The 24238-nt window shown below is 55.8% G+C and carries 17 protein-coding genes, 3 tRNA genes and 2 pseudogenes; 4 read left to right on the plus strand and 18 right to left on the minus strand.

Going from position 1 to position 24238, the window contains the following annotated elements; translation table 11 throughout:
- Window positions 1-68: 68 nt before the first annotated feature.
- From AUC61_RS10285 to AUC61_RS10295, 3 genes are all read right to left on the minus strand, one after another.
- Window positions 69-1685 carry a methyl-accepting chemotaxis protein gene (locus tag AUC61_RS10285; RefSeq protein ID WP_243245825.1) on the minus strand — a complete coding sequence of 539 codons (1617 nt, stop codon included), beginning with the start codon at window positions 1683-1685 and terminating at the stop codon, window positions 69-71.
- A gap of 290 nt (window positions 1686-1975) precedes the next feature.
- Window positions 1976-2380: a TraR/DksA family transcriptional regulator gene (locus AUC61_RS10290; RefSeq protein ID WP_122666351.1), complete on the minus strand. Its 405-nt coding sequence runs from the start codon at window positions 2378-2380 to the stop codon at window positions 1976-1978.
- Window positions 2381-2767: 387 nt separating this feature from the next.
- Entirely contained in the window at window positions 2768-3787 is a 1020-nt protein-coding gene (locus tag AUC61_RS10295; RefSeq protein ID WP_243245827.1) for a Gfo/Idh/MocA family protein, read from the minus strand.
- Between the two features lie 224 nt (window positions 3788-4011).
- Between AUC61_RS10295 and AUC61_RS26605 the strand changes: the two are divergent.
- Together AUC61_RS26605 and AUC61_RS26610 are read left to right on the plus strand one after the other, a co-directional pair.
- Window positions 4012-4785 (plus strand): annotated as a pseudogene (locus tag AUC61_RS26605) (PAS domain-containing protein); the annotation flags it as partial.
- A gap of 108 nt (window positions 4786-4893) precedes the next feature.
- Window positions 4894-5328 (plus strand): annotated as a pseudogene (locus tag AUC61_RS26610) (methyl-accepting chemotaxis protein); the annotation flags it as partial.
- A 265-nt stretch (window positions 5329-5593) separates the two neighbouring features.
- Here AUC61_RS26610 and AUC61_RS10305 read toward each other — a convergent pair.
- The 9 genes from AUC61_RS10305 to AUC61_RS10345 form a co-directional block, all read right to left on the minus strand.
- Window positions 5594-7465 (minus strand): SurA N-terminal domain-containing protein, encoded by a 1872-nt coding sequence (locus AUC61_RS10305; protein ID WP_243245830.1) that lies wholly within the window; start codon window positions 7463-7465, stop codon window positions 5594-5596.
- A 222-nt stretch (window positions 7466-7687) separates the two neighbouring features.
- Window positions 7688-7960 (minus strand): HU family DNA-binding protein, encoded by a 273-nt coding sequence (locus AUC61_RS10310; protein ID WP_002552737.1) that lies wholly within the window; start codon window positions 7958-7960, stop codon window positions 7688-7690.
- Window positions 7961-8100: 140 nt separating this feature from the next.
- Window positions 8101-10497 (minus strand): endopeptidase La, encoded by a 2397-nt coding sequence (gene lon / locus AUC61_RS10315; RefSeq protein ID WP_243245832.1) that lies wholly within the window; start codon window positions 10495-10497, stop codon window positions 8101-8103.
- 161 nt (window positions 10498-10658) lie between these two features.
- Entirely contained in the window at window positions 10659-11942 is a 1284-nt protein-coding gene (clpX, locus tag AUC61_RS10320) for an ATP-dependent Clp protease ATP-binding subunit ClpX (protein ID WP_243245835.1), read from the minus strand.
- Between the two features lie 111 nt (window positions 11943-12053).
- Window positions 12054-12689 carry an ATP-dependent Clp endopeptidase proteolytic subunit ClpP gene (gene clpP / locus AUC61_RS10325; RefSeq protein ID WP_027897813.1) on the minus strand — a complete coding sequence of 212 codons (636 nt, stop codon included), beginning with the start codon at window positions 12687-12689 and terminating at the stop codon, window positions 12054-12056.
- 91 nt (window positions 12690-12780) lie between these two features.
- Window positions 12781-14091 carry a trigger factor gene (gene tig / locus AUC61_RS10330; RefSeq protein ID WP_243245836.1) on the minus strand — a complete coding sequence of 437 codons (1311 nt, stop codon included), beginning with the start codon at window positions 14089-14091 and terminating at the stop codon, window positions 12781-12783.
- Window positions 14092-14466: 375 nt separating this feature from the next.
- Window positions 14467-14551, minus strand: a tRNA-Leu gene (locus AUC61_RS10335).
- A 55-nt stretch (window positions 14552-14606) separates the two neighbouring features.
- Window positions 14607-14682, minus strand: a tRNA-His gene (locus AUC61_RS10340).
- Window positions 14683-14735: 53 nt separating this feature from the next.
- Window positions 14736-14812 (minus strand) — tRNA-Arg (locus AUC61_RS10345).
- A 325-nt stretch (window positions 14813-15137) separates the two neighbouring features.
- Between AUC61_RS10345 and folD the strand changes: the two genes are divergently transcribed.
- The gene (gene folD / locus AUC61_RS10350; RefSeq protein ID WP_087266292.1) at window positions 15138-15992 is read left to right on the plus strand and encodes a bifunctional methylenetetrahydrofolate dehydrogenase/methenyltetrahydrofolate cyclohydrolase FolD; all 855 of its coding nucleotides are present in this window, start codon (window positions 15138-15140) and stop codon (window positions 15990-15992) included.
- Between the two features lie 63 nt (window positions 15993-16055).
- On the opposite strand, the gene AUC61_RS10355 is transcribed toward folD, so the two are convergent.
- From AUC61_RS10355 to AUC61_RS10380, 6 genes are all read right to left on the minus strand, one after another.
- Complete coding sequence (locus AUC61_RS10355) at window positions 16056-17828, minus strand: ABC transporter substrate-binding protein (RefSeq protein WP_243245839.1); 1773 nt, start codon at window positions 17826-17828, stop codon at window positions 16056-16058.
- Between the two features lie 82 nt (window positions 17829-17910).
- The gene (locus AUC61_RS10360; RefSeq protein WP_243245840.1) at window positions 17911-18183 is read right to left on the minus strand and encodes a DUF2160 domain-containing protein; all 273 of its coding nucleotides are present in this window, start codon (window positions 18181-18183) and stop codon (window positions 17911-17913) included.
- An 11-nt stretch (window positions 18184-18194) separates the two neighbouring features.
- Window positions 18195-18995, minus strand: coding sequence for a carbohydrate ABC transporter permease (locus tag AUC61_RS10365; protein WP_243245843.1), 801 nt, complete (start codon window positions 18993-18995; stop codon window positions 18195-18197).
- 10 nt (window positions 18996-19005) lie between these two features.
- A complete protein-coding gene (locus tag AUC61_RS10370) occupies window positions 19006-19875 on the minus strand; it encodes a carbohydrate ABC transporter permease (RefSeq protein ID WP_243245845.1) in 870 nt (289 codons plus the stop codon).
- Complete coding sequence (locus tag AUC61_RS10375; RefSeq protein WP_243245846.1) at window positions 19868-20968, minus strand: ABC transporter ATP-binding protein; 1101 nt, start codon at window positions 20966-20968, stop codon at window positions 19868-19870. The genes AUC61_RS10370 and AUC61_RS10375 overlap by 8 nt, the downstream gene beginning before the upstream one ends.
- Window positions 20968-22062 (minus strand): ABC transporter ATP-binding protein, encoded by a 1095-nt coding sequence (locus AUC61_RS10380; RefSeq protein ID WP_243245848.1) that lies wholly within the window; start codon window positions 22060-22062, stop codon window positions 20968-20970. Before AUC61_RS10380 ends, AUC61_RS10375 begins: the two co-directional genes overlap by 1 nt.
- A gap of 292 nt (window positions 22063-22354) precedes the next feature.
- Between AUC61_RS10380 and AUC61_RS10385 the strand changes: the two genes are divergently transcribed.
- Window positions 22355-24199, plus strand: coding sequence for a sigma-54-dependent Fis family transcriptional regulator (locus AUC61_RS10385; RefSeq protein ID WP_243245850.1), 1845 nt, complete (start codon window positions 22355-22357; stop codon window positions 24197-24199).
- Window positions 24200-24238 lie beyond the last annotated feature (39 nt).

Genomic DNA, 24238 nt, shown 5'->3' on the forward strand with positions numbered 1-24238 from the left:
CAGCCGATAGAGACTTCTTGTTCTTATCGGCCCGAGGACTTGGCTCTTCTTTATCAGGCATGCGTGGATCACACACCTTGCGGTTTGTATCCCAAACGCAGTCCACCCCAGTGACGGCCCTTGACCATGACCGGTACCGACAGATCATGCATCAGCTCGCCAGTGTCACGGGTGTAGGTCTGCAACAACACCGCCTGCTGGTGGCTGCCACAGCGGATGCCTGTGCGATCATCGAATTTGCGCTTGCTGCGGCTGTGCACCGTGTCCACCAATACATCACCGGTCATGGGCTGACTGAAGGCCTTGTTATGAGTAGGCACGTAGCCCTGAGGCGTACAGGCGATGACAAATACCAGGCCATCATGGCGGGCCAGGATGGGCTCCTGGATACCAGGCAGAACCTGATCAGTGTACCGGTCGAAACGTGTTTGAAATTTGGCAGGCCGAGTATTGGGAACCGGTTGATAAGTGCGGTCGAACAAATCTTCCAGCGTGATCCGGTTTTCGTCGATATCAGCCTCGAACCTGGCCGCGATCTGACTCGCCCCCTCGCGGGCCAGGTCATAGACACGCTGGTGATAATCATCCAGACCGACCTCAGCCAGCCGCTCACTGATAGCCTCGGCCTGCCCTTCCATCTGCACCGCTGCATCAGCCAGTTTGCGCGTCTGCTCGTCACTCACCGCCAGATCGCTACGCATCTGCTGCACCGCAACGAACAGGGCGGACAATTGCTGCTGGTTGGTTTCTGCGCCCTGAGCGATCTCGCCCACCTGAGATTCGACTCCGGCGGCCAACCGGGCGATGTTCTCCAGATGCTGCCCGGTGAGCTCGACCTGATCGACTCCGCTGTCCAGGTCAGATGACAACTGGCGAATCTGCTCAACGACCTGATCTGTACGCTGCTGAATATCGGCCACCATTTGCCCGACCTCCTCGGTCGCGCTCGCGGTTCGTCCGGCCAGCCCACGTACTTCATCAGCAACTACGGCGAACCCGCGGCCATGCTCGCCAGCCCGGGCCGCCTCAATAGCGGCGTTAAGCGCGAGCAAATTGGTCTGGCTGGCGATTGACTGAATAACCAGCGTAACGCGCTGAATGTCCTCACTGCGCTGGCTGAGTTCCTCGATCAACTGGCGGCTGCCCACCGCTCGCTTGCTGAGCGAGTGCATACGCGTAATGGAATCGCCCAGCACGCTTCGGCCAGCGTCGCTGCTCTGCCGGGTCTCAATGGACGCAGCAAGCGCCAACTGGCTGAGTTGAGCTGTCTGCTGTTCGGTCGCAATCATGACATCAGCGCTGGAAACAATCTTTTCCGCAGCGCCCAACTGTGACTGCAGCTTGCTGGCCAGTTGCTTGACAGAGAACGCAACGCCAGCGGCCGACAGCGCGTTATGACTGGTCGAGCGCGACAAGTCACGAGTCAGACGGTTGATTTCAGCACGCGGGTCTTGCTCGACATCAGCCACAGAGACGCCGGAGAAAAAGCGCGGTAGCCAAATAAACACCAGGGCGAGAGGGACCGCCAGGTATACGGAAATCTCTACAAAACCCATGGCAATCAACAGGCATGCCAACGCAACACTCTGCAAGACAGGCACCCACCATGCAGGTCGTGAGACGGCCTTCGCTTTCCCGGGCGGGATCTCACGCGTTGTAGTGACCACAGCTCCATTTGCGACCATGTGCGATACCCCCGTCATGCTTATCATTATTTTGTTTGCATTAGACGCCAGATAAAGGCTTTTCGCCATGAATCGTTAGTTGTAATGCAACAGGAAAGCAGATGGCTATAACTCGCGGCCGGAGCAATCAACACGGAGCATCAAACGGCTGCGAACAGACGTGAACTGGCGAGACAGGGTTTAACGTAATGGATTCTGTGATTCCAGGGCTGGCCAGGGAGGCCGTGAATCAGAGGAGGAGAAACAGGCGGCGGGACCCTATCTTCTATGGCCCCGCCTGCCCTGCTTGATCAGGCTTGACGCTGATGCTTGTCGATCTGCTCGTGGCGCTCTTGCGCTTCGATGCAATACTTGGTGGTCGGGCTGATCAACAGACGCTTGAGACCGATAGGCTCACCGCTGTCGTCACACCAGCCAAAGCTGTCGTCGGCAATGCGCGTCAACGCCATTTCCAACTGAGGGAGCATACGTTGATCACGATCGATCACATTCACCAGCCAGTGACGCTCTTCTTCAACTGAAGCGGCATCGGCAGGATCGGCAGGCGTATCCAGGCTCTCGATAGCAATGCGGCTCTGCTCGATACGCTCGTGGATTTCAACCTTCATACCCTGCAACAGCTCGACGAAGAAAGCATGCTGTTCGGCATTCATGTAGTCATCGGCCGGCATGGCCAGCAACTTTTCCTTTGTCATTGATTTCTCTATAAAAAAAACGTGCATTAAGGCGAATTAAGGAGCGGCTCTGCGTTGCCGTAAAAGCGCCATAGTCTCCAAGCGCCACCTGGCACTCAATTTACGAGGGGCGGCAGTCTAAGGCCGCCTTGGGCAGTCGGCAACTCATTTGCTAAACAAGCGCCAATTAGCCGACAAATAAACGTCAGCGGTCACCGCCCATCATTAATCCGGCACAGCAAAAAGGGCCCGGATTGGCCCTTTGGCAGCGATTCGACAGCGTCGTACCCAGCTCGTGCGAACGGCGGCCACCGGAATGGAGGCCACTGCCCAGATGATTTCCGAATATAAGCGTCAACGCCCCCAAAGGTAAAGCCATTCGCCAGTAAGTAGGCATCAAGCTGAGAGCTACAGCACCACGACCCGCCCCTCAAGGGCACTTAGGCGTGCAGCATCAAGTACCCTCGCCGAGTCAATCGCATCATGCGGGTTGACCGGATTATCGCCGTCACCCGCCAAGGCGGCCTGCAACTGGCGGTAAAACTCCGGCCAGCACCCACGCTCAGTGGGCACCTGCTGACGCTGCTCCCCCTGTACCAACCAACCCCAGCGGTGCTTTTCCTCCACGCCCCACTGCTCGCCTTCCGACCTCGGCGTCAACCCCGCAAGCGCGGCGTCCTCCTGACAGTCCAGCCCTTCAACCGTATAACAACCCTTGGAGCCACTGACCCGGAACCGAGGCCCCGCAGCGTTCTGCAGACAACTGCCCCACAGATGCGAAACGACGCCATTTTCATGCGTCAAAGAAACAAAAAACTGATGATCGAAAGGCTGATCCGGGGCTGAGAAATTCAATTCGGCATAGACCCTTGCCACCGGCCCGAACAGCACCAGAGCCTGATCTACCAGATGACTGCCCAGATCACGCAACATGCCTCCACCCGCAGCCTTGCCCACAGATTTAGGCGAATAGCGTTCAACGCGGGACTCAAAACGGGAAACCTCGCCCAACGCCTCGTCGCCGATTAACTTTCGCACCGTCAGAAAATCCGAATCCCAACGCCGGTTCTGATAAACACTGAGCATGGCCCCCTTGCGCTCCGCAGCCTCGACCAGAGCACAAGCCTGTGCAGCATCGGCGGCGAAGGGCTTGTCGCTGACCACCGCCACGCCCAATTCGATAGCCTCCCGAATCAGCGCAGGCCTGGAAGCCATAGGGGTAGAAATCGCCACCGCGTCGACACCCGCGGCAACCATATCGGCCAACGTGTCAAAGGCCTGCGCGTCGGGGTGATCCTGAGCGAGCTCTTGTCGACGCTCAGGGGAACGAGTGACGACACCCACGAAGGTTGCATCCGGCAGACTGGCGATAAACGGTGCATGAAAGTAACGGCCACCCTTGCCATAACCCACCAAACCGATACGCATAAGACTCTCCTTCCAATTCCAGTGTGACCACCTTAAAGGAATGAACCCCATGGTCAACCCGGGCAAATACCTATACAAGAATTATTTTTCGTACAATATTTTGTACAAATATACTGAATCCCATTTATGATGATGACGGCGCAAATGGATAAGCACGATGGCACCGCCCTCTCCTGACCACGGATAAGGATCACCTATAGATTGTCCTGACCGAGACCGCTTCCATGCTATTCAATGCTGCCAAGAAAGATTTGTTAGCCCTTCAGCAAATCGTTGACCGCCAGGCAAGCCTGCTCAAGGCAATCGATCGCTCAATGGCAGTGATTGAATTTGATACCCATGGCGTGGTGCTGAGCGCCAACCGCAACTTTCTGAAGACCATGCGCTGCAGAGCCGAAGATGCCATCGGTAAAGAACACAAACGGTTCTGTACTCCCGCCTACGCCCGCAGCGCTGAATACCATCAGTTATGGTCGCGCCTGCGCGCCGGTGAGTTCGTCTCGGGCACGTTCCTGCGCATGAACGGTGACGACCAGCCGGTCTGGCTGGAGGCCAGCTACAACCCGATCAAGGACGAAGCGGGCAACGTGATCAAAGTCGTTAAATACGCAATGGATGTCACTGCCAAAGTCGAGGCGGACAGTGAAGCAAGAAGCAAACTTGCGGCTCTGGACCGAGCCATGGCAGTGATCGAATTCGACCTCAACGGTCAGATCCTGTGTGCCAACGACAACCTGACGCGACTGCTGGGTTACGCAGCGCCCGATCTCATCGGTAAAAACCACCGCATTCTGTGCCCGCCTGAGCTGATCAATAGCAGTGAATACCGCGATTTCTGGCAGCAATTGAACCGGGGGGAGTTTTTCAACGGACAATTCAAACGGATGGGCCGCCAGGGCAATGTCATTTGGCTGGAGGCCAGCTATAACCCGGTCTATGACGCCAATGGCAAGCTCTTCAAAGTGGTCAAGTTTGCTTCAGACATTACCTCACGCGTTGAACAGCATGAGCGTGACGCCAGCAGCGCGGCGCAGGCGTACCACATCTCGGTGGAGACACAGACAGCCGCTGAACAAGGCACTCAAGTCATTCATCAGGCTGCCAGCGAAATGCGCCAGATATCATCGAGCATAGAAGCCTCCTCGCACATCATTTCCCAACTGGGAGAGCGCTCCGAGCAGATCACGACCATCGTTAACACGATTCGCAGCATTGCCGAGCAAACCAATCTATTGGCGCTCAACGCAGCCATTGAGGCCGCTCGTGCCGGCGATCAGGGTCGCGGCTTCGCCGTGGTGGCAGATGAGGTCCGGCAACTTGCAGGACGCACCAGCCGCTCCACCACTGAGATTTCAGAAATGATCGGCATGATTCAAAGCGAAACCCGGCAGGCTATTACCAGCATGGACCACACCCGCAACAACGCGATCAAAGGTGTCGATCTGGCGAATCAGGCCGGCACGGTCATCGTTAAGATCAGTGAAGGCACCAGCAATGCGGTGGATGCGGTGAGGGCTTTTGCGCAGGATGCCAAGCGCTGACATCCCACTATTCGCGGTGGGTAGCGGTTTCTATCAAACAAAATAATGGTTACTGATATTAAATGCGCTTTCTGTAGGAGCTGCCGAAGGCTGCGAAGCATTTATTCTGACTTGCCGCCATCGCAGCCTTCGGCAGCTCCTACACGTCAGATGCCTGCCGCAAGACAGATCGGCGCCATAGGTACATGGGCAGCCCTTCCAGAAAATCCTCCAGATAAAAAAGGCCGCTCAATGAGCGGCCTTTTATTAGCACACGATCAAACCATCAGAAGCGTTCGATCTTGGCCTTGCTCTCCAGCTGTGCACGGTACGCAGCAAAGTCCTGCTGACCGGCACGAGAGGCCAGGAAGCGACGGTACTGGGATTTCTCCGCATCCGTCGCCGGAGTGGCCTCGTTGACGCCGTTGAGGCGCACAATCACGAAACTGCCATCTGCCAGCGAAAGGCTGGTGAACTCCGGCTTGTCCTTGCCTTCAGGCTTGGGCATGCGGAACAACGCTTGCAGCACGGTAGGATCAACCCCTTCCTGACCACGAGTGACTGCTTCCATCACTTTCCAGCTGTGACCATCCTGCTTGGCAGCCACAGGAGTCTTGCCGTCGCGCAGGCCAGCCAGAAGCGCCTCGCCTTTGGCCTTGACTGCTTCAGCAGCATGATCCCGGACCAGCTTGGCGCGGATCGCAGTTGCAACAGCTTCAAGAGGCAGTTGCTCTGGCATGCGATGCTCTTTGGAGCGAACCACCAGCACGGTTTCAGGATCCAGCTCCAGCGCGTTGCTGTTAGAGCCCTCTTCAAGCACCTCAGGACTGAAAGCCGCCTGAATCACTGCACGGTTGGCAGTCAGACCTTCGCCGCCTTCACGACCAAATGGCGCAGTCGTCTGCACTTTCAGACCCAGATCCTGCGCTGGCTGAGCCAGATCGGAGGCTTCAAACGCCGAATCCTCGAGCTGCTTGGTAGCCTCGACGAAACGCTGCTCGACCTGCTGAGATTTCAGGTCGTTGGTCAGCTTGCCCTTGAGACTGGCGAAGCTCGGCACCGAAGGTGCTTCAACGCCCAGCAGCTTGATCAAATGCCAACCGAAATCACTGCGAACCGGTGCCGACACCTGGTCTTTGTTCAACGCATACAGCGCGTCTTCAAAAGCCGGGTCGTAGACACCCTTGCCGGCATAACCCAGATCACCACCTTTGGATGCCGAACCCGGGTCCTGCGAGAACTCCTTGGCCAGCGCGGCGAAGTCTTCGCCTTTGGCCAGACGTTGTTGAATTTCTTCAATCTTCGCCTTGGCCTGCTCGTCGGTCATCTTGTCGTTCACATCAATAAGGATGTGCGCGCCACGACGCTGCTCGGCGAGATTGGCAATTTCTTTCTGATAAGCCGCCTGCAAATCTTCGTCCTTGACCTGCACCTTGTCGAAGAAGTCAGACTTCTTCAGCTCGATGTAATCAAGTACCACTTGCTCTGGGCTCATGAACTCTTTGGCGTGCTCGTCGTAGTGCGCCTTGACTTCGTCGTCAGTCACTTTGACAGCCGAGGTATCAGCAGTCAGCGTGATCGAAGCAAAATCACGGGTCTGTTTTTCAAGACGGGCGAATGCGTCAACCTGAGCATCGGTCACAAATGCACTACCGGCAACACCGGCACGCACCTGACCAATCAGCATTTCCTGGGCCAGCATCTGGCGGAACTGCAACCGGGTGAAGCCCAGCTGACGAATGACCTGGTCAAAACGGTCAGCATTGAACTTGCCGTCGACCTGAAATTCAGGCGTCTGCAAAATCTGTTGATCCAGCGCAGCTTCCGAAAAGGAGAACTTCGCCTTGTCGGCACCTTGGAGCAACAGCTTGCGATCAACCAGACCTTTCAATGCCGAGTCATGAAGCATTTTCTCGTCCAGCAGGGCAGGATCGAAATCCTTGCCCAATTGCTGTATCAACTGGCGACGTTGCATATCGATCGCCTGACTCAACTCAGTCTTGGTGATCTCGTCACCATTGACCTTTGCAGCGTCCTGAGCAGTGCTGGTTGCGGTAAAAATCGCATCGAATCCGGTCAACGCCATCAATGCGATGATGATTCCGATGATGGTCTTGGCAATCCAGCCTTGTGAATTGTCCCTGATGTTCTGCAGCATGCGTCCCCCAAAACGGTTGTACTGACTAACCAACCGCGGAGCGTGGGTAGAAAGCGGATAGAAGAAAGGCGCATCCGAGGATGCGCCTTCTCGTAACTGGCGAAGCGGACGGGGCTGAAACCCACGACCCGGGTGTGTCAGGCCGGATTCAGACCAGCCGCACTACCGCTTCGCTGCCGATACAGAGTGAATCCTGATCGGTTGGGCAAAGGCTTTGAGAACTTAGTTGACAGCTTCTTTCAGTGCTTTACCGGCTTTGAAACCTGGTTTTTTAGCAGCAGCGATTTCAAGCGTCTTACCCGTCTGAGGGTTACGACCGATACGTGCTGGACGATCAGTAACGGAGAAAGTGCCGAAACCAACCAGTACAACGGAGTCGCCAGCCTTCAGAGCGCCAGTGACGGATTCGATTACTGCGTCCAGCGCACGGCCAGCAGCAGCTTTCGGGATATCAGCGGATGCGGCGATAGCATCAATCAGTTCCGACTTGTTCACTCTAAGTCCCCTTATCTCTATTGAGTATGTTTCTAAGTTTTTTTGGTGTAGCAAAAACGAGCGCTGAATGGCCTACAGACGCTTAGAAGAGCCGCTTTATAACAAGGGCTCTAAAAAGCTGTCAAGAAAGGCCGCCCAGACTAATGCGTGCTAATTCTTTCCTTAGAGTCAGACTCGCGCTTTTCATCCTTCGCGACCATCTCCGGAGCCACATCCGGCAAGGGCTCCGGCGCGTATTGCAGCGCAATTTGCAGGACTTCGTCAATCCATTTAACCGGCTTGATTTGCAGGTCCTGCTTGATGTTGTCCGGAATCTCTTTCAGATCACGCACATTTTCCTCTGGAATGATCACCGTTTTGATCCCGCCACGGTGCGCAGCCAGCAGTTTTTCCTTGAGACCACCAATGGCCAGAACCTGCCCACGAAGGGTGATTTCGCCGGTCATTGCAACATCAGCGCGCACCGGAATCTGTGTCAACGCTGAAACAAGGGCCGTACACATGCCTACGCCCGCGCTAGGGCCGTCTTTAGGGGTAGCCCCTTCAGGCATGTGGATGTGCGTGTCACGCTTCTCATGGAAGTCCAGAGGGATTCCCAGGCTTTTAGCACGACTGCGAACAACCGTCAGCGCAGCGGTAATCGATTCGACCATCACATCGCCCAGCGAACCGGTTTTGATGAGCTGCCCTTTACCCGGCACTACTGCGGCTTCAATAGTCAGCAATTCGCCGCCCACCTGCGTCCACGCCAGACCGGTCACCTGACCAATCTGATCCTGTTGCTCGGCCAGACCGTAGCGGTACTTGCGAACGCCGAGGAAATGCTCAAGCATTTCTGCGGTAACGCGGATCGAAAAACGTTTTTCCTGTGCATGCTCTTTGACCGCCTTGCGGCACACCTTGGCGATCTGCCGCTCAAGGCTACGCACACCCGCCTCACGGGTGTAATAACGAACGATGTCGCGAATAGCTTCCTCGTCAAACTCGATCTCGCCCTTCTTCAAGCCATTGGCCTGCAGCTGTTTTGGCGAGAGGTATTTGACGGCAATATTGATCTTTTCGTCTTCGGTGTAGCCAGGCAGACGAATGACTTCCATCCGGTCCAGCAGCGCCGCCGGGATGTTCATCGAGTTGGCGGTGCACAGGAACATCACGTCGGAAAGGTCGTAATCGACTTCCAGGTAATGGTCGTTGAAGTTGTGGTTCTGTTCCGGGTCGAGCACTTCCAACAGTGCAGAAGCCGGATCGCCACGCATGTCGCTGCCCATCTTGTCGATTTCATCGAGCAGGAACAACGGGTTGCGTACACCCACCTTTGTCATCTTTTGTATCAATCTTCCCGGCATCGAACCGATATAAGTCCGGCGGTGACCCCGAATTTCAGCTTCATCGCGCACACCACCAAGGGCCATACGGACAAATTTACGGTTGGTCGCGTTCGCGATCGACTCGGCAAGGGAGGTTTTACCTACACCTGGTGGCCCTACAAGGCAAAGAACCGGGCCGCGAATTTTCTTCACGCGTTTTTGCACGGCGAGGTATTCGAGGATGCGTTCTTTGACTTCTTCAAGACCGTAATGGTCCGCGTCGAGAATATCTTCGGCACGAGCCAGATCCAGACGAACCTTGCTCTGCGCTTTCCACGGCACTTGAACCAGCCAGTCGATATAGGAGCGAACCACCGTTGCCTCTGCCGACATCGGCGACATTTGCTTCAGCTTGTACAGCTCGGCAGTGGCCTTGGCCAGAGCATCCTTGGGCAGACCGGCAGCATCGATGCGTTTTTTCAGCTCTTCGATTTCGTTGTGGCCTTCCTCGCTGTCGCCGAGCTCCTTCTGAATAGCCTTCATCTGCTCATTCAGGTAGTACTCGCGCTGACTGCGCTCCATCTGTTTTTTGACGCGGCCACGAATACGCTTCTCGACCTGCAGCAGGTCGATTTCTGCATCCAGCAAAGCCAGCACATGCTCGACACGGGCTGGCAGATCAATAATTTCGAGGATTTCCTGCTTCTGCTCGATTTTCAGCGCCATGTGCGCCGCCATGGTGTCGACCAGACGACCAGGCTCATCAATGCTGTTGAGAGACGACAGCACTTCGGCAGGAACTTTTTTACCCAACTGAACATATTGCTCGAACTGAGCCAACAGGCTGCGCACGAACACTTCAGACTCACGATCAGGCGCATCGACCTCATCAATCAAGGTAACTTCGGCGCGGCAATGACCATCAACTTCGATAAAGCGGTCAACAGACCCGCGCTGCTCACCCTCTACCAGCACTTTTACAGTGCCGTCGGGCAGCTTGAGCAATTGCAATACGGTTGCAATGGTGCCGACGTTATAAAGGGCGTCTTCACCCGGATCATCATCGGCAGGATTTCTTTGCGCGAGCAGCAGGATTTGCTTGTCACCTGTCATCGCCGCCTCAAGGGCTTCGATAGACTTCTCGCGCCCCACGAACAGCGGGATAACCATGTGCGGATAAACCACAACATCACGCAATGGCAAGAGAGGCAATTCAATGGTCGTTTTCATGATTTCGCCTCTACGGCGGCCATGTGGCCGTGGACTGGAATGAGCTTGAGTCCAAGATGGGGGTAGACACCTGAAAAAACAAGCCTTGAAGCAGGAAATGCAAAAGGGGCCCGAAGGCCCCTCTCTATTTGTGCAGCATTTTATTCATGCAGCAGTATTACTCACGCGTCAGGTGCTGCCTTGGCAGGCGGCTCGCTGTTTTCGTAAATCAACAGCGGCTTGGACGTGCCTTCGATTACGCTTTCGTCGATCACCACCTTGCTCACCTCGGTCTGCGAGGGGATTTCGTACATGGTGTCGAGCAGGACGCCCTCGAGAATGGAACGCAACCCACGAGCACCAGTCTTGCGCTCCAGCGCGCGACGAGCGACGGACTTCAGTGCGTCAGTGCGGAACTCGAGGTCCACACCTTCCATTTCGAACAGCTTGGCATACTGCTTAGTCAGCGCATTCTTCGGCTCGGTGAGAATCTGCATCAATGCAGCCTCATCCAGCTCGTCCAGCGTTGCCAGAACCGGCAGACGGCCTACGAATTCCGGGATCAAACCGAACTTGACCAGATCGTCAGGCTCGACTTCACGCAGGGATTCGCCAACCTTCTTGCCTTCTTCCTTGCTGCGTACTTCTGCGTTGAAACCGATGCCGCCTTTGGTGGAGCGGTTTTGAATAACCTTTTCCAGGCCAGAGAACGCACCGCCGCAGATGAACAGGATGTTGCGCGTGTCAACCTGAAGGAATTCCTGCTGCGGATGCTTGCGACCACCTTGAGGCGGAACGGAAGCGACCGTGCCTTCGATCAACTTGAGCAGAGCCTGCTGTACGCCCTCACCGGAAACGTCCCGGGTGATAGAAGGGTTATCAGACTTGCGCGAGATCTTGTCGATCTCATCGATGTAGACGATGCCCATCTGGGCTTTTTCTACATCGTAATCGCACTTCTGCAGCAATTTCTGAATGATGTTCTCGACATCCTCACCCACATAACCCGCCTCTGTGAGGGTGGTTGCGTCAGCAATGGTGAACGGAACGTTCAGCAAGCGAGCCAGTGTCTCGGCAAGCAGGGTTTTACCTGAGCCTGTCGGACCGATCAGCAAGATGTTGCTCTTGCCGAGCTCGACGTCGTCATTCTTTTTGTCACGCTGGTTTAGGCGCTTGTAGTGGTTGTACACCGCTACGGCCAAAACCTTTTTGGCACGCTCCTGACCAATAACGTACTGGTCAAGGATGCCGCTGATTTCTTTAGGCGAAGGCAATTTATGCGCGCTGCTTTCGGCCTGAGCTTCTTGCACCTCCTCACGGATGATGTCATTGCACAGGTCGACGCACTCGTCGCAGATAAAGACCGAGGGACCGGCAATCAATTTGCGTACTTCATGCTGGCTTTTGCCACAGAAGGAGCAATAGAGCAGCTTGCCGTTGTCCTCGCCGTTGCGGGTGTCAGTCATTCGTTCGATCCAAATCCGATAGGCTTGCAACACAAGATGAAGGCTATTGCGGGCTTTTTCAAGCCCGCAGCTGATTAGAGCAACCAACCAACCCTATTTTGAGCTGCTTATTTAAGCGGGACGCTGACTGATGACTTCGTCGATCAAGCCGTACTCACGAGCAGCTTCTGCACTCATGAAGTTATCGCGATTGGTATCACGCTCGATCTCTTCCAGAGTGTGCCCGCTGTGCTTGGCCATCAGCGTGTTGAGACGCTCACGAATAAAGAGGATTTCCTTGGCGTGGATTTCGATATCCGAAGCCTGACCCTGGAAACCACCCAATGGCTGGTGAATCATCACGCGGGAGTTCGGCAGGCAGAAACGCTTGCCAGGAGCACCCGCGGTCAACAGGAATGCGCCCATGCTGCACGCCTGACCGATACAGGTAGTCGACACATTAGGCTTGATGAACTGCATGGTGTCGTAGATCGACATACCAGCCGTCACCGAACCGCCCGGTGAGTTGATGTAAAGATGGATATCCTTGTCCGGGTTTTCCGCTTCAAGGAACAGCAGTTGCGCGCAAATCAGGTTGGCCATGTAGTCTTCTACCGGACCAACCAGAAAGATCACTCGCTCCTTGAGAAGGCGCGAATAGATGTCATAGGCGCGTTCGCCACGGGCGGACTGCTCGATAACCATCGGGACCAGACCGCCTGCGGCCTGGATGTCAGAGTGCTGCTGAATATAAGAATTGCGGGACATGTCTCGCATTCACTCCCAAATAGTCATTTCTTGAATACGCACAAGCCAGCGCGAAGGCTGGCTTGTAGGTGTTTTCGAACGAGAAAACAAATCAGTCGGCTTGTGGAGCTTCCACCGGCTTGACAGCTTCTTCGTAGGAGACCGACTTCTCGGTCACGCTAGCTTTCTGCAAAACAGTATCCACAACTTGCTCTTCAAGCACAACCGAACGAACTTCGTTCATTTGCTGGTCGTTCTTGTAGTACCAGGCCACGACCTGCTCTGGCTCTTGATAAGCAGAAGCCATTTCCTGAATCAGCTCGCGAACGCGGGTGTCATCAGGCTTGAGGTCGAATTGCTTGACCACTTCAGCAACGATCAGACCCAGCTCAACGCGACGCTTGGCTTGCTCTTCGAACAGCTCGGCTGGCAGTTGATCAGGCTTGATGTTGCCACCGAACTGCTGAACAGCCTGAACGCGCAGACGGTTCACTTCGTTTTCCAGCAGCGCTTTAGGCACTTCGATCGGGTTGGCGGCCAGCAAGCCGTCCATTACCTGATTCTTGACCTTGGACTTGATGGCCTGACGCAGCTCGCGCTCCATGTTCTTGCGAACTTCGGTGCGGAAACCTTCGATACCGGTTTCCTTGATACCGAACTGCTTGAAGAACTCTTCGTTCAGCTCAGGCAGCTTAGGCTCGGAAACAGTGTTGACGGTTACGGTGAACTCGGCAGCTTTACCAGCCAGCTCAAGGTTCTGATAGTCTTCCGGGAAAGTCAGGTTCAGAACGCGCTCTTCGCCAGCTTTGGCGCCAACCAGACCGTCTTCGAAGCCAGGGATCATACGACCGGAACCCAGCACCAACTGAGTGCCAGTGGCGGAACCGCCAGCGAATGCTTCGCCGTCAACCTTGCCAACGAAATCGATGTTCAGTTGGTCTTCGTTCTGGGCGGCACGCTCAGCCACTTCGAAACGAACGTTCTGCTTGCGCAGGATTTCCAGCATGTTGTCCAGATCGGCATCAGCCACGTCTGCAGACAGACGCTCAACGGCGATGGACTCGAAACCGGCAACGGTAAACTCAGGGAACACTTCGAAAGTAGCGATGTATTCCAGATCCTTGCCTTTTTCAAAGGTCTTTGGCTCTACAGCAGGTGCGCCAGCCGGGTTCAGCTTTTGCTCAACCACAGCTTCGTAGAAAGTAGCCTGGATCAAATCACCCAGCGCTTCCTGACGCGCGCCGTCTTCATAACGCTGACGGATCACGCTCATAGGCACTTTGCCTGGACGGAAGCCAGGGATCTTGGCTTTACGTGCGGTCTGCTGCAGACGCTTGTTGACTTCAGTCTCGATGCGTTCGGCAGGCACGCCAATGGTCATGCGGCGCTCAAGAGCGGAAGTATTTTCAACAGAAACTTGCATGGATATTCCTCGTTGCACAGACGTTAGCCGGCGTTTCCGACCCCAGAATCAAGGGCATGCATTCTAGTGGGTCAAACTCAAGAAGTCACCCTACTGAAACAGGGCGCATATAAAGGAAGGAATCGGACGATCAGCGACTGGCAACCGCAGCTACTCTCAACTGACCGAAACGCGTCTGGCACGGCCTTGTACAAGGCATCACGCACCCGGCCTCAGCGTCGACTCCATTCCGCGAAGCACACCCCGCACGACCGACGGCAGCCAGGCTGGCCGATCAGCGAGACGAAAAACAATAATCCTGAAACAAAAAAAGCCGCACTAGGCGGCTTTTCTATAACGTCATGACCGCATAGCAGCTATGACGCGTTTTAATCTTGGTGCGGACGGAGAGACTCGAACTCTCACACCTTGCGGCGCTGGAACCTAAATCCAGTGTGTCTACCAATTCCACCACATCCGCGTACAAGCTTTTAAAGCAAAGGCGCCAGATTATAAGTCTGGCGCCTTCCTGAATATGGGGTGGACGAAGGGGATCGAACCCTCGACAACGGGAGTCACAATCCCGTGCTCTACCAACTGAGCTACGCCCACCATATTGCGTTGTAACCGTGACATCTTACTTGCACTTGCCAAAGCAGCCTTAATGGCGCACCCGGCAGGACTCGAACCTGCGACCATCCGCTTAGAAGGCGGATGCTCTATCCAGCTGAGCTACGGGCACTTATATAATCTGTACTCTTTAACGATTACAAATTAAAAGGCTTTTTAATCACACCGAGCCAAGTAACAGCTCTGCCTGATTTAACACCGAACCTCATCTAACATCGACTTGGTTATCAGCGCTAGCTTAACCAGTGCTGGGTTGTACCCGGCAAGTGCGACGAATCTTATAGACGAGCCTAAAGGTCGTCAACTCTTTTTTAGAAAAAAATTCAGTTAGATAAAGGAGTTAGGAGAATATGCAGACCAAGCGCCTTTGCCCACGCGCCACGACATGCGAGAATGCGCGCTCTTTTCCGATCCCTCTCGATGGTTAATCACGCGTAATGACTGCAAAACTAATCGACGGCAAAGCGATCGCAGCCAGCCTGCGCCAGCAGATCGCCAAACGGGTCGCCGAACGTCGCGAGCAAGGCCTGCGTACACCCGGCCTCGCAGTGATTCTGGTGGGCAGCGATCCCGCCTCTCAGGTCTATGTCTCGCACAAGCGTAAAGACTGTGAAGAAGTCGGCTTCATCTCCCAGGCTTATGACCTGCCTGCGCAGACGTCCCAGGCAGAGCTCACCGAACTGATCGATCGTCTGAATGACGATGCGAACATCGACGGCGTGCTACTGCAATTGCCACTGCCTGAACACCTCGATGCCTCGCTGCTGCTGGAGCGCATCCGCCCTGATAAAGACGTGGATGGTTTCCATCCTTATAACGTCGGCCGCCTGGCCCAGCGGATTCCCTTGCTGCGTCCCTGCACCCCTAAAGGCATCATGACCCTGCTGGAAAGCACTGGCGTCGATCTTTATGGGCTGGACGCCGTGGTTGTGGGTGCCTCCAACATCGTTGGCCGGCCTATGGCCATGGAACTGCTGCTGGCAGGTTGCACCGTGACTGTCACCCACCGCTTCACCAAGGATCTGGCCGGTCACGTCGGCCGTGCCGATCTGGTGGTAGTCGCTGCGGGCAAACCGGGCCTGGTCAAGGGCGAGTGGATCAAGGAAGGCGCGATCGTCATCGACGTTGGCATCAACCGTCAGGACGACGGCAAGCTGGTCGGCGATGTGGTGTACGAAACCGCCCTGCCCCGCGCTGGCTGGATCACGCCTGTACCGGGTGGCGTAGGCCCGATGACTCGCGCCTGCCTGCTTGAAAACACCCTGTACGCAGCAGAAACCCTGCACGGTTGATGCGCCGCGTCATGCAATAAAAAACGGCACCCAAGGGTGCCGTTTTTTTATTCCTCTACAGCCTTACTTCTTGGCCGCCTCCCAGCTCTTCAGCAGGTCAGAGTAGGCGATGGTCTCGCCCTTCGGCTTCTCGTTGGCCAGCTTGCGTTGCGGGGCCAGGAACTTGCCGCCACTCTGCTCGGCTTTGGTGTACCACTCTTCCGCCGAAGTTTCCGGATTCATCTTAGGCGCACACTTGCTGGCCTCCTGAACCTTGGAGCGCTCGATGCGCGTCATGATCGCGTCCTGATCCTTGGCAAGACCGTCCAATGCCTGCTGTGCAGTTTTCTCACCGGTTACAGCCTCGGCAACGTGACTCCACCACAGCTGCGCAAGCTTCGGATAATCCGGCACGTTGGTCCCGGTAGGAGACCACTGAACGCGGGCCGGGCTGCGGTAGAACTCTACGAGACCACCGAGCTTGGGCGCCAGTGCAGTCATTTCCTTGGAATTGATATCAGACTCGCGAATCGGCGTCAGACCCACAATGGTTTTCTTCAGAGAGACGCTTTTCGACGTTACAAACTGCGCGTAGAGCCAGGCAGCCAGACGTTTTTTCTCGTCGGAAGACTTGAGGAAGGTCCAGGAACCCACGTCCTGATAGCCGAGCTTCATGCCTTCCTTCCAGTACGGGCCTTTTGGCGAAGGCGCCATACGCCACTTCGGCGTGCCATCGGCGTTCATGACTGGCAGACCCGCCTTGGTCATGTCAGCCGTAAAAGCGGTGTACCAGAAAATCTGCTGAGCCACGTTACCCTGCGAAGGCACAGGCCCGGACTCTGAGAACGTCATGCCCGCAGCTTCCGGTGGCGCATAGGCTTTCAGCCAGTCGATGTATTTCTGGGTTGCAAATACGGCTGCCGGCCCGTTGGTATCGCCGCCGCGAGTAATGCTCGAACCCACCGGATGGCAGTCTTCTACGCGAATACCCCACTCATCTACCGGCAGACCATTAGGCAGACCTTTGTCGCCGCTGCCCGCCATGGAGAACCAGGCATCGGTGAAGCGCCAGCCCAGCGATGGGTCTTTCTTGCCGTAGTCCATGTGGCCGTAGACTTTCTTGCCGTCGATTTCCTTGACGTCTTCGCTAAAGAACTTGGCAATATCTTCATACGCCGACCAGTTGACCGGCACGCCCAGGTCGTAGCCGTACTTGGCCTTGAACTTCTCTTTCAGGTCTGCGCGATCAAACCAGTCCGCGCGAAACCAGTACAGGTTGGCGAACTGCTGATCGGGCAGTTGATACAGCTTGCCGTCCGGGGCGGTGGTGAACGAGGTGCCGATGAAGTCTTTCAGATCTAGCGTCGGAGACGTCACCTTGCTGCCTTCGGGACTGGCCATCAGATCGGTCAGGGACATCGCCTTACCGTAACGGAAATGGGTACCGATCAGGTCGGAGTCATTCACCCAGCCGTCATAAATGCTTTTGTCCGACTGCATGGCGGTCTGCAGCTTTTCAATCACGTCGCCTTCCTGCAGCAAGTCATGAGTGACCTTGATGCCGGTGATTTCGGTGAAGGCTTTGGCCAGCGTCTTGGATTCGTACTCGTGAGTGGTCAAGGTTTCGGAAACCACCTTGATGTCCATGCCGCGAAACGGCTCGGCAGCCTTGATGAACCACTCCAGCTCTTTCAATTGTTCGGCATCGGACAGCGTGCTCGGCTTGAACTCGCTGGCTGCCCACTTTTTGGCCGCATCTTCGTATTGATCCGCCCATGCCGACACGCTCAATCCACTGAGCATCACCATTGTTGCCAACGTCACGCTATGTCGCAGCTTGTTTTTCTTATTGAACATAGACACCTCCAGTGTTGTTTCTTATGTAGTCCCGCTTCGAATACCGCCTACCGGATCAGCCCATAACCGGGCGTATCCGCCTTCAACCCCACCGCATCACTACCAGCAGCCACACCAGAGAAACCCCTGAAGCGACCCAGATATTCCAGCTGGTCGCACCAATCACCAGCAGGTGCAGATAGGCACTACCCAGCAATCCAATGAACAGTCGGTCGCCACGAGTGGTGGCAATCGGCAGAAAACCACGACGCTCAATACTGGCCGAGCGCAATTCCCACACCGTCATCCCCGCCAACAGCAAAGCAATGCTGCCGAAGAAGATCGCGGTGGGCAGCGTCCAGGACATCCACTCCATTTTTCGACTCCTCAGACCCGACCAAGAGCAAAGCCCTTGACCACATGGTTACGAACAAACCAGATCACCAGCATGCCCGGAAGGATGGTCAAAACCCCCGCCGCCGCCAGCACGCCCCAATCAATACCGGAGGCCGACACCGTGCGGGTCATCACCGCCGCAATCGGCTTGGCGTTGACCGACGTCAAGGTCCGCGCCAGCAGTAGCTCGACCCAGGAAAACATGAAACAGAAAAACGCCGTCACGCCGATTCCGGAGCCGATCAGCGGGATGAATATCTTCGCGAAAAATTTGGGAAAGCTGTAACCGTCGATATAAGCAGTTTCGTCTATCTCCTTGGGTACGCCGGACATGAAGCCCTCCAGAATCCACACCGCCAGCGGTACGTTGAACAGACAGTGGGCCAACGCCACCGCGATATGCGTATCGAACAGGCCGATGGACGAATACAGCTGAAAGAATGGCAGCAGGAAAACCGCAGGCGGTGCCATGCGATTGGTCAGCAGCCAGAAGAACAGGTGTTTGTCGCCCAGAAAACGATAACGGGAAAACGCATAAGCCGCTGGCAACGCCACGCTCAGCGAGATCACAGTATTGAGGCAAACGTAGTACAGAGAATTAATGTAGCCGCTGTACCAGCTCTCGTCGGTGAAAATCACCTTGTAGTTGGCCAGGGTGAAATCCTGCGGCCACAGGGTCAGGCCGCCGAGAATCTCGGTATTGGTCTTGAACGACATGTTCACCAACCAATAGATCGGCACCAGCAGAAACAGCAGGTAAATCCACAGCGGGATGACTTTGCGCAGGTTCATGTCCGCCTCCTCAGTTCTTTTCGCTATGGGTCATGGCGGTGTAGAACACCCACGACACCAGCAGGATGATCAGGAAATACACCAACGAGAATGCCGCCGCCGGCCCCAGGTCAAATTGGCCGAGCGCCATGGTCGTCAGGGTCTGACTGAGGAAGGTCGTTGAGTTGCCAGGGCCGCCGCCGGTGAGTACGAACGGCTCGGTGTAGATCATGAAGCTGTCCATAAAGCGCAACATCACCGCAATCAACAACACGCTCTTCATCTTCGGCAACTGGATATGCCGGAACACCGCCCAGCTGGATGCCCGGTCAATGCGCGCGGCCTGGTAGTAAACGTCCGGAATAGCTCGCAAGCCTGAATAAGAAAGCAGTGCTACCAGCGACGTCCAGTGCCAGACATCAATGATCAGCACCGTAACCCATGCATCCGACGCATTGGCCGCATAGTTGTAGTTGACGTGCAGGATGTTGTTCAGCGTATAGCCCAGAAGCCCGATGTCTCCGCGGCCAAAGATCTGCCAGATGGTGCCGACGACGTTAAACGGGATCAGCAGTGGAATGGTCATTACGATCAGACAGACCGTGGACCAGCGCCCCTTGGTAGGCATGCACAGCGCGATGGCGATCCCCAGCGGGATTTCAATCAGCAATACACAGGCGGAATAGATGAACTGACGCAGTAACGAGTCGTGCAGGCGCGGGTCCTGCAAAACCTGCCTGAACCAGTCGGTGCCGACAAAGTAGCGGCTGGACTGGTCGAAGATGTCCTGCACCGAATAGTTGACCACGGTCATCATCGGAATGATGGCGCTGAACGCCACCAACAGGAAAACCGGTAATACCAACCACCACGCCTTGTTGTTCTGAACCTTATTATTCATGGCCTGACTCCAGCAAGTAATCGTCCGCATAGACCATCAGCCACTGGCTCGGAAAGCTGATCCAGGCCTGGCCCACGGGCACTGGCTTGTCTTCCTGCAACCGCACTTTCAAGGCTTGCCCGGCCAGACGCAGGGTCAGAATCTTGTAGGTGCCGAGGTCTTCAACGTGACTGACTTCAGCGCAGAGCGCATCGTCCACCGGGCCATCCCAGACATGCACAAACTCGGGCCGGATGCCGACTTTCAGGCTGATCCATTTTTTCTCGGCGATGAGTTGTTGCATAGATTCGGACAGCGGCAGATGAGCATCACCAAAGCCCACACCACCCGCCTGCGGGGCGACTTCGATCAGGTTCATTCCCGGACTGCCAATGAAATAGCCGACAAAGGTGTGGCGAGGCTTTTCGAACAACTCGCGAGGCGTACCGAACTGGACAATCGCACCGCCATACATGACTGCGATCTTGTCAGCGAAGGTCGAAGCTTCGAGCTGATCGTGGGTGACGTAAACCATGGTGATGTTGAACTGCTCGTGAATCTGCTTGAGTTTGCGCCGCAGCTTCCACTTCAAATGCGGGTCAATCACGGTCAGCGGTTCGTCGAACAGAATCGCCGACACGTCATCACGCACCAGACCACGGCCCATGGAAACTTTCTGTTTCTCGTCAGCAGTGAGGTTGCGGGCCTTTTTCTTCAGTAAGGGCTGCAGATCCAGCACGTCGGCGATTTCATGAACCTTGGTTTGAATCCTTTTCTCGTCCATGCCCTGATTACGCAGGGGGAAGGCGAGGTTGTCGTACACCGTCATGGTGTCGTAGACCACCGGAAACTGGAAAACCTGAGCGATATTGCGCTGCTCCGGAGACAGGTTGTTGACCACTTTCGAGTCAAACATCACCTGACCCTCCGAGGGACTCAGGAGTCCGGAAATGACGTTCAGCAATGTCGACTTGCCACACCCCGAAGGCCCTAGCAGCGCATACGCCCCGCCCTGCTCCCAGATATGACTCATCTCGCGAATGGCGTAGTCCTCCGGACCGGCCGGACGCTTGCTATAGCTGTGCGCAAGGTTTTGCAATCGGATCTCGGCCATCAGGCAACCCTCGCCATGCGCAAGCCGGGCGCCTGAATCAGGCGGCCTTGCTCATCAAACACAAATAATTTATGGGTCGGGATGTACACCCGAATGGACGCATCTACGTCGTAGGCATGCACCCCCGGCAAGTGCAGCACCAGCGGGAAATGCTCGTTACGCACGTGCAGGAAGGTTTCCGAGCCGCTGATTTCCGCCAGTTCAACGGTCACGGCCAGCTCAAGGTCATCATCGTTTGATGGCACCAGACTCAAGTGGCTGGGGCGCACGCCAAAGCGATAGTTACCGTCACCGATCTTGCGCAAATCAACGTTGAGCGGGAAATGTACGAAATTGGCGAAGCTCACTTCGCTGCCTTGAATACGACCAGGCATCAGATTGATCGGCGGCTCGGAGAACAACTCTGCCGCCAGTACGGTTTGAGGCTGGTGATAAACCTCTGGGGTCCGGCCGCTCTGGATGATGCGGCCCTCATGCAGAACCGTCGTGGTCCCACCCAGCGCCAGCGCCTCGTTGGGCTCAGTGGTAGCGTAGATGGCGATGGTGTGGCGGGCTTCGAACAGCTCGCGCATTTCCTGACGCAGCTCTTCGCGCAGCTTGTAGTCGAGGTTAACCAGCGGCTCATCAAACAGAATCAGATCAGCATCCTTGACCAGCGCCCGGGCCATGGCCGTGCGCTGCTGCTGACCACCAGACAACTCCAGTGGATAGCGGGTCAGAAACTTCTCGATGCGCAGCATCTTTGCGGTTTCCAGCACCTTGCTCTGGATCACGTCAGCGGCGACACCGGCCTGACGCAATGGCGAGGCAATGTTGTCGAAAACGGTCATGCTCGGGTAATTGATGAACTGCTGATAAACCATCGACACGTTGCGATGGCGAACGGCCGTCTGGGTGACGTCCTTACCGTTCATCAGGATGCGACCCCGATCAGGCTTGTCCAGCCCGGCCATCAGTCGCATCAGACTGGTCTTGCCGGACAGTGTACGGCCCAGCAAGACATTGAAAGAACCCGGTTCAAAGCTCAACGAAGCGTCGTCGATCCAGGTTTGGCCGTCGACCACACGGCTGACGTGCTCCAGCGTTAGAGACATGGCTTGCCCTTTTTTGTCAGTTCTTATTCAGGGGTGCGCGAATTCTTGTCAGGAGATAGCGACAATCGTGCCAAACCGGGCATTACTGCACACAGACCCGAGATAGAGCCTCGGCCCGATATCACCCGCCTGCTGAGCGTTCAGTGCTGAACAAAAGTGAACAGTAAAAACTGAACACTTGAACAAACTGAACATTGACTTTGAACAATCCTGAGCGACACTGGACGCACGCACGGGATTGGACGCCCGTGCCAGATCAATAAGAAAAATAAAAATACATGCAGGATCCACCATGGCCATACACCGTGCATCCGTTGCTCATGACGCCATCATCCGAGACTCATGGTCCCGCTGTAGGGACTTTGGTCTGAGTCATCAGTCCAGACCCTCTTTCGGCCAATTGCCGACGGATCAGGTATCGCAGTTACTGGAGCGCCATCAGGCGCTGGTGCACACCACCCACCAGGAAGTCCTGCCGTTTTACGAAAACATCCTCAGTAACTCCAACTGCCTGATCATGCTGGCCGATGATCGCGGTCAGTTGCTGAAGTCATGGGGCACCCAGCGTTTTGTCGAGCCCTCACACGCACATGGCTTCATGGCAGGCGCCAGCTGGATTGAAAGCGCCACGGGGACCAACGCTATCGGCACCGCACTGGTCTGTGAGCAGGCAGTGCACATCGAACACAACGAACACTTTCTCAAAGCCAATCGCTTCATGACCGGCTCGGCAGCACCGATCTACGATGCCGCACGCCGCATGATTGCGGTACTCGATGTCTCCAGCGACAGCTTCCTGCCGCCCTCCCATACGTTGGGCATGGTCAAGATGATGAGCCAGTCGGTGGAAAACCGGCTGATCCTCGATCAGTTTCAGGACAGCCATTTCCAACTGACTTTCAACACTGGGCTGAACAACCTCGACAGCCAGTGGGCGGGTTTGCTGATTTTCGACGAAAGCGGGCGGATCCTCAGCGCCAACCGTCGCGCGGATAACCTGTTGGGGGTCAGCCTGATGCGGACGAGCATCGAGGCGCTGTTCAATAACCCGATGGCTTTTCTGCTCAATCAACCTGAAGGCCTGCCCTTTTCGCTTCTTGCTTCTGGCAACAATCGCTTTCACGGCGTATTGAGGCACCCCAAACGCAAACCGTTGCACCTGCATGCTCTCCAGCCCGCGCCGAAACCGGTATCGCCCGATAGTGTGCCCCTGTCGGCCGTCAGTCTGGGTGATGCCAGGGTCGACAAAGCCGTGCGCCAGGCTGAGCGGCTGCTTGAGAAGAACATTGCCCTGCTGATCCATGGCGAAACCGGTGTGGGTAAAGAGGTGTTCGTCAAAGCCTTGCACAACGCCAGTTCCCGATCCGCCAAGCCACTGATCGCAGTCAACTGTGCAGCCATCCCGGCCGAGTTGGTGGAGTCGGAGTTGTTTGGCTATGAGAAAGGCGCATTCACCGGCGCGCACCATAAAGGCAGCATCGGCCTGATTCGCAAAGCGGACAAGGGCACGCTGTTCCTCGACGAGATTGGCGACATGCCGCTGCCGGTTCAGGCTCGTCTGTTACGGGTTTTACAAGAACGTTGCGTGCAGCCGCTGGGCAGCAGCGAATTGCATCCGGTGGATGTGCGACTGATTTCCGCGACGAACCGCAATTTGCGCGACGAAGTATTGGCCGGGCGCTTCCGCCAGGACTTGTACTACCGGATCAGCGGGCTAAATCTCGAACTGCCGCCGCTGCGTGAACGTACCGACAAGGCCGCACTGGTTCAGCGGCTCTGGGAGCAGCATCGCGAAACGCAGCAGACTCGAGGCTTCGAACCGAAAGTGCTGGAGTTGTTTGATCGCCATCCGTGGCCGGGCAACTTGCGCCAGCTCAGCAATGTGATTCAGGTGGCGTTGGCGCTGGCCGAAAATGAACTGATCAGCACAGAACATCTGCCGGATGATTTTTTTGCGGATATGGAGATGCGTTTGCAGGATCTGCCGCCAGTGTTCAGCGACAAGGATCCGCTGCATGAAGCAGAGGATTTAAACGCGTTACTCCGCGCATCTGGCGGGAATATTTCCCAGTTGGCCAAGCGCCTGGGTGTGAGCCGGAATACGCTTTATAAGCGGTTGCGGGAAAGGCAGGGTTGAGCCTGCACCGATTGATAATTGCCGCAATTATCCAAATTC

Source organism: Pseudomonas maioricensis, assembly GCF_022790535.1.
Lineage (GTDB): Bacteria > Pseudomonadota > Gammaproteobacteria > Pseudomonadales > Pseudomonadaceae > Aquipseudomonas > Aquipseudomonas maioricensis.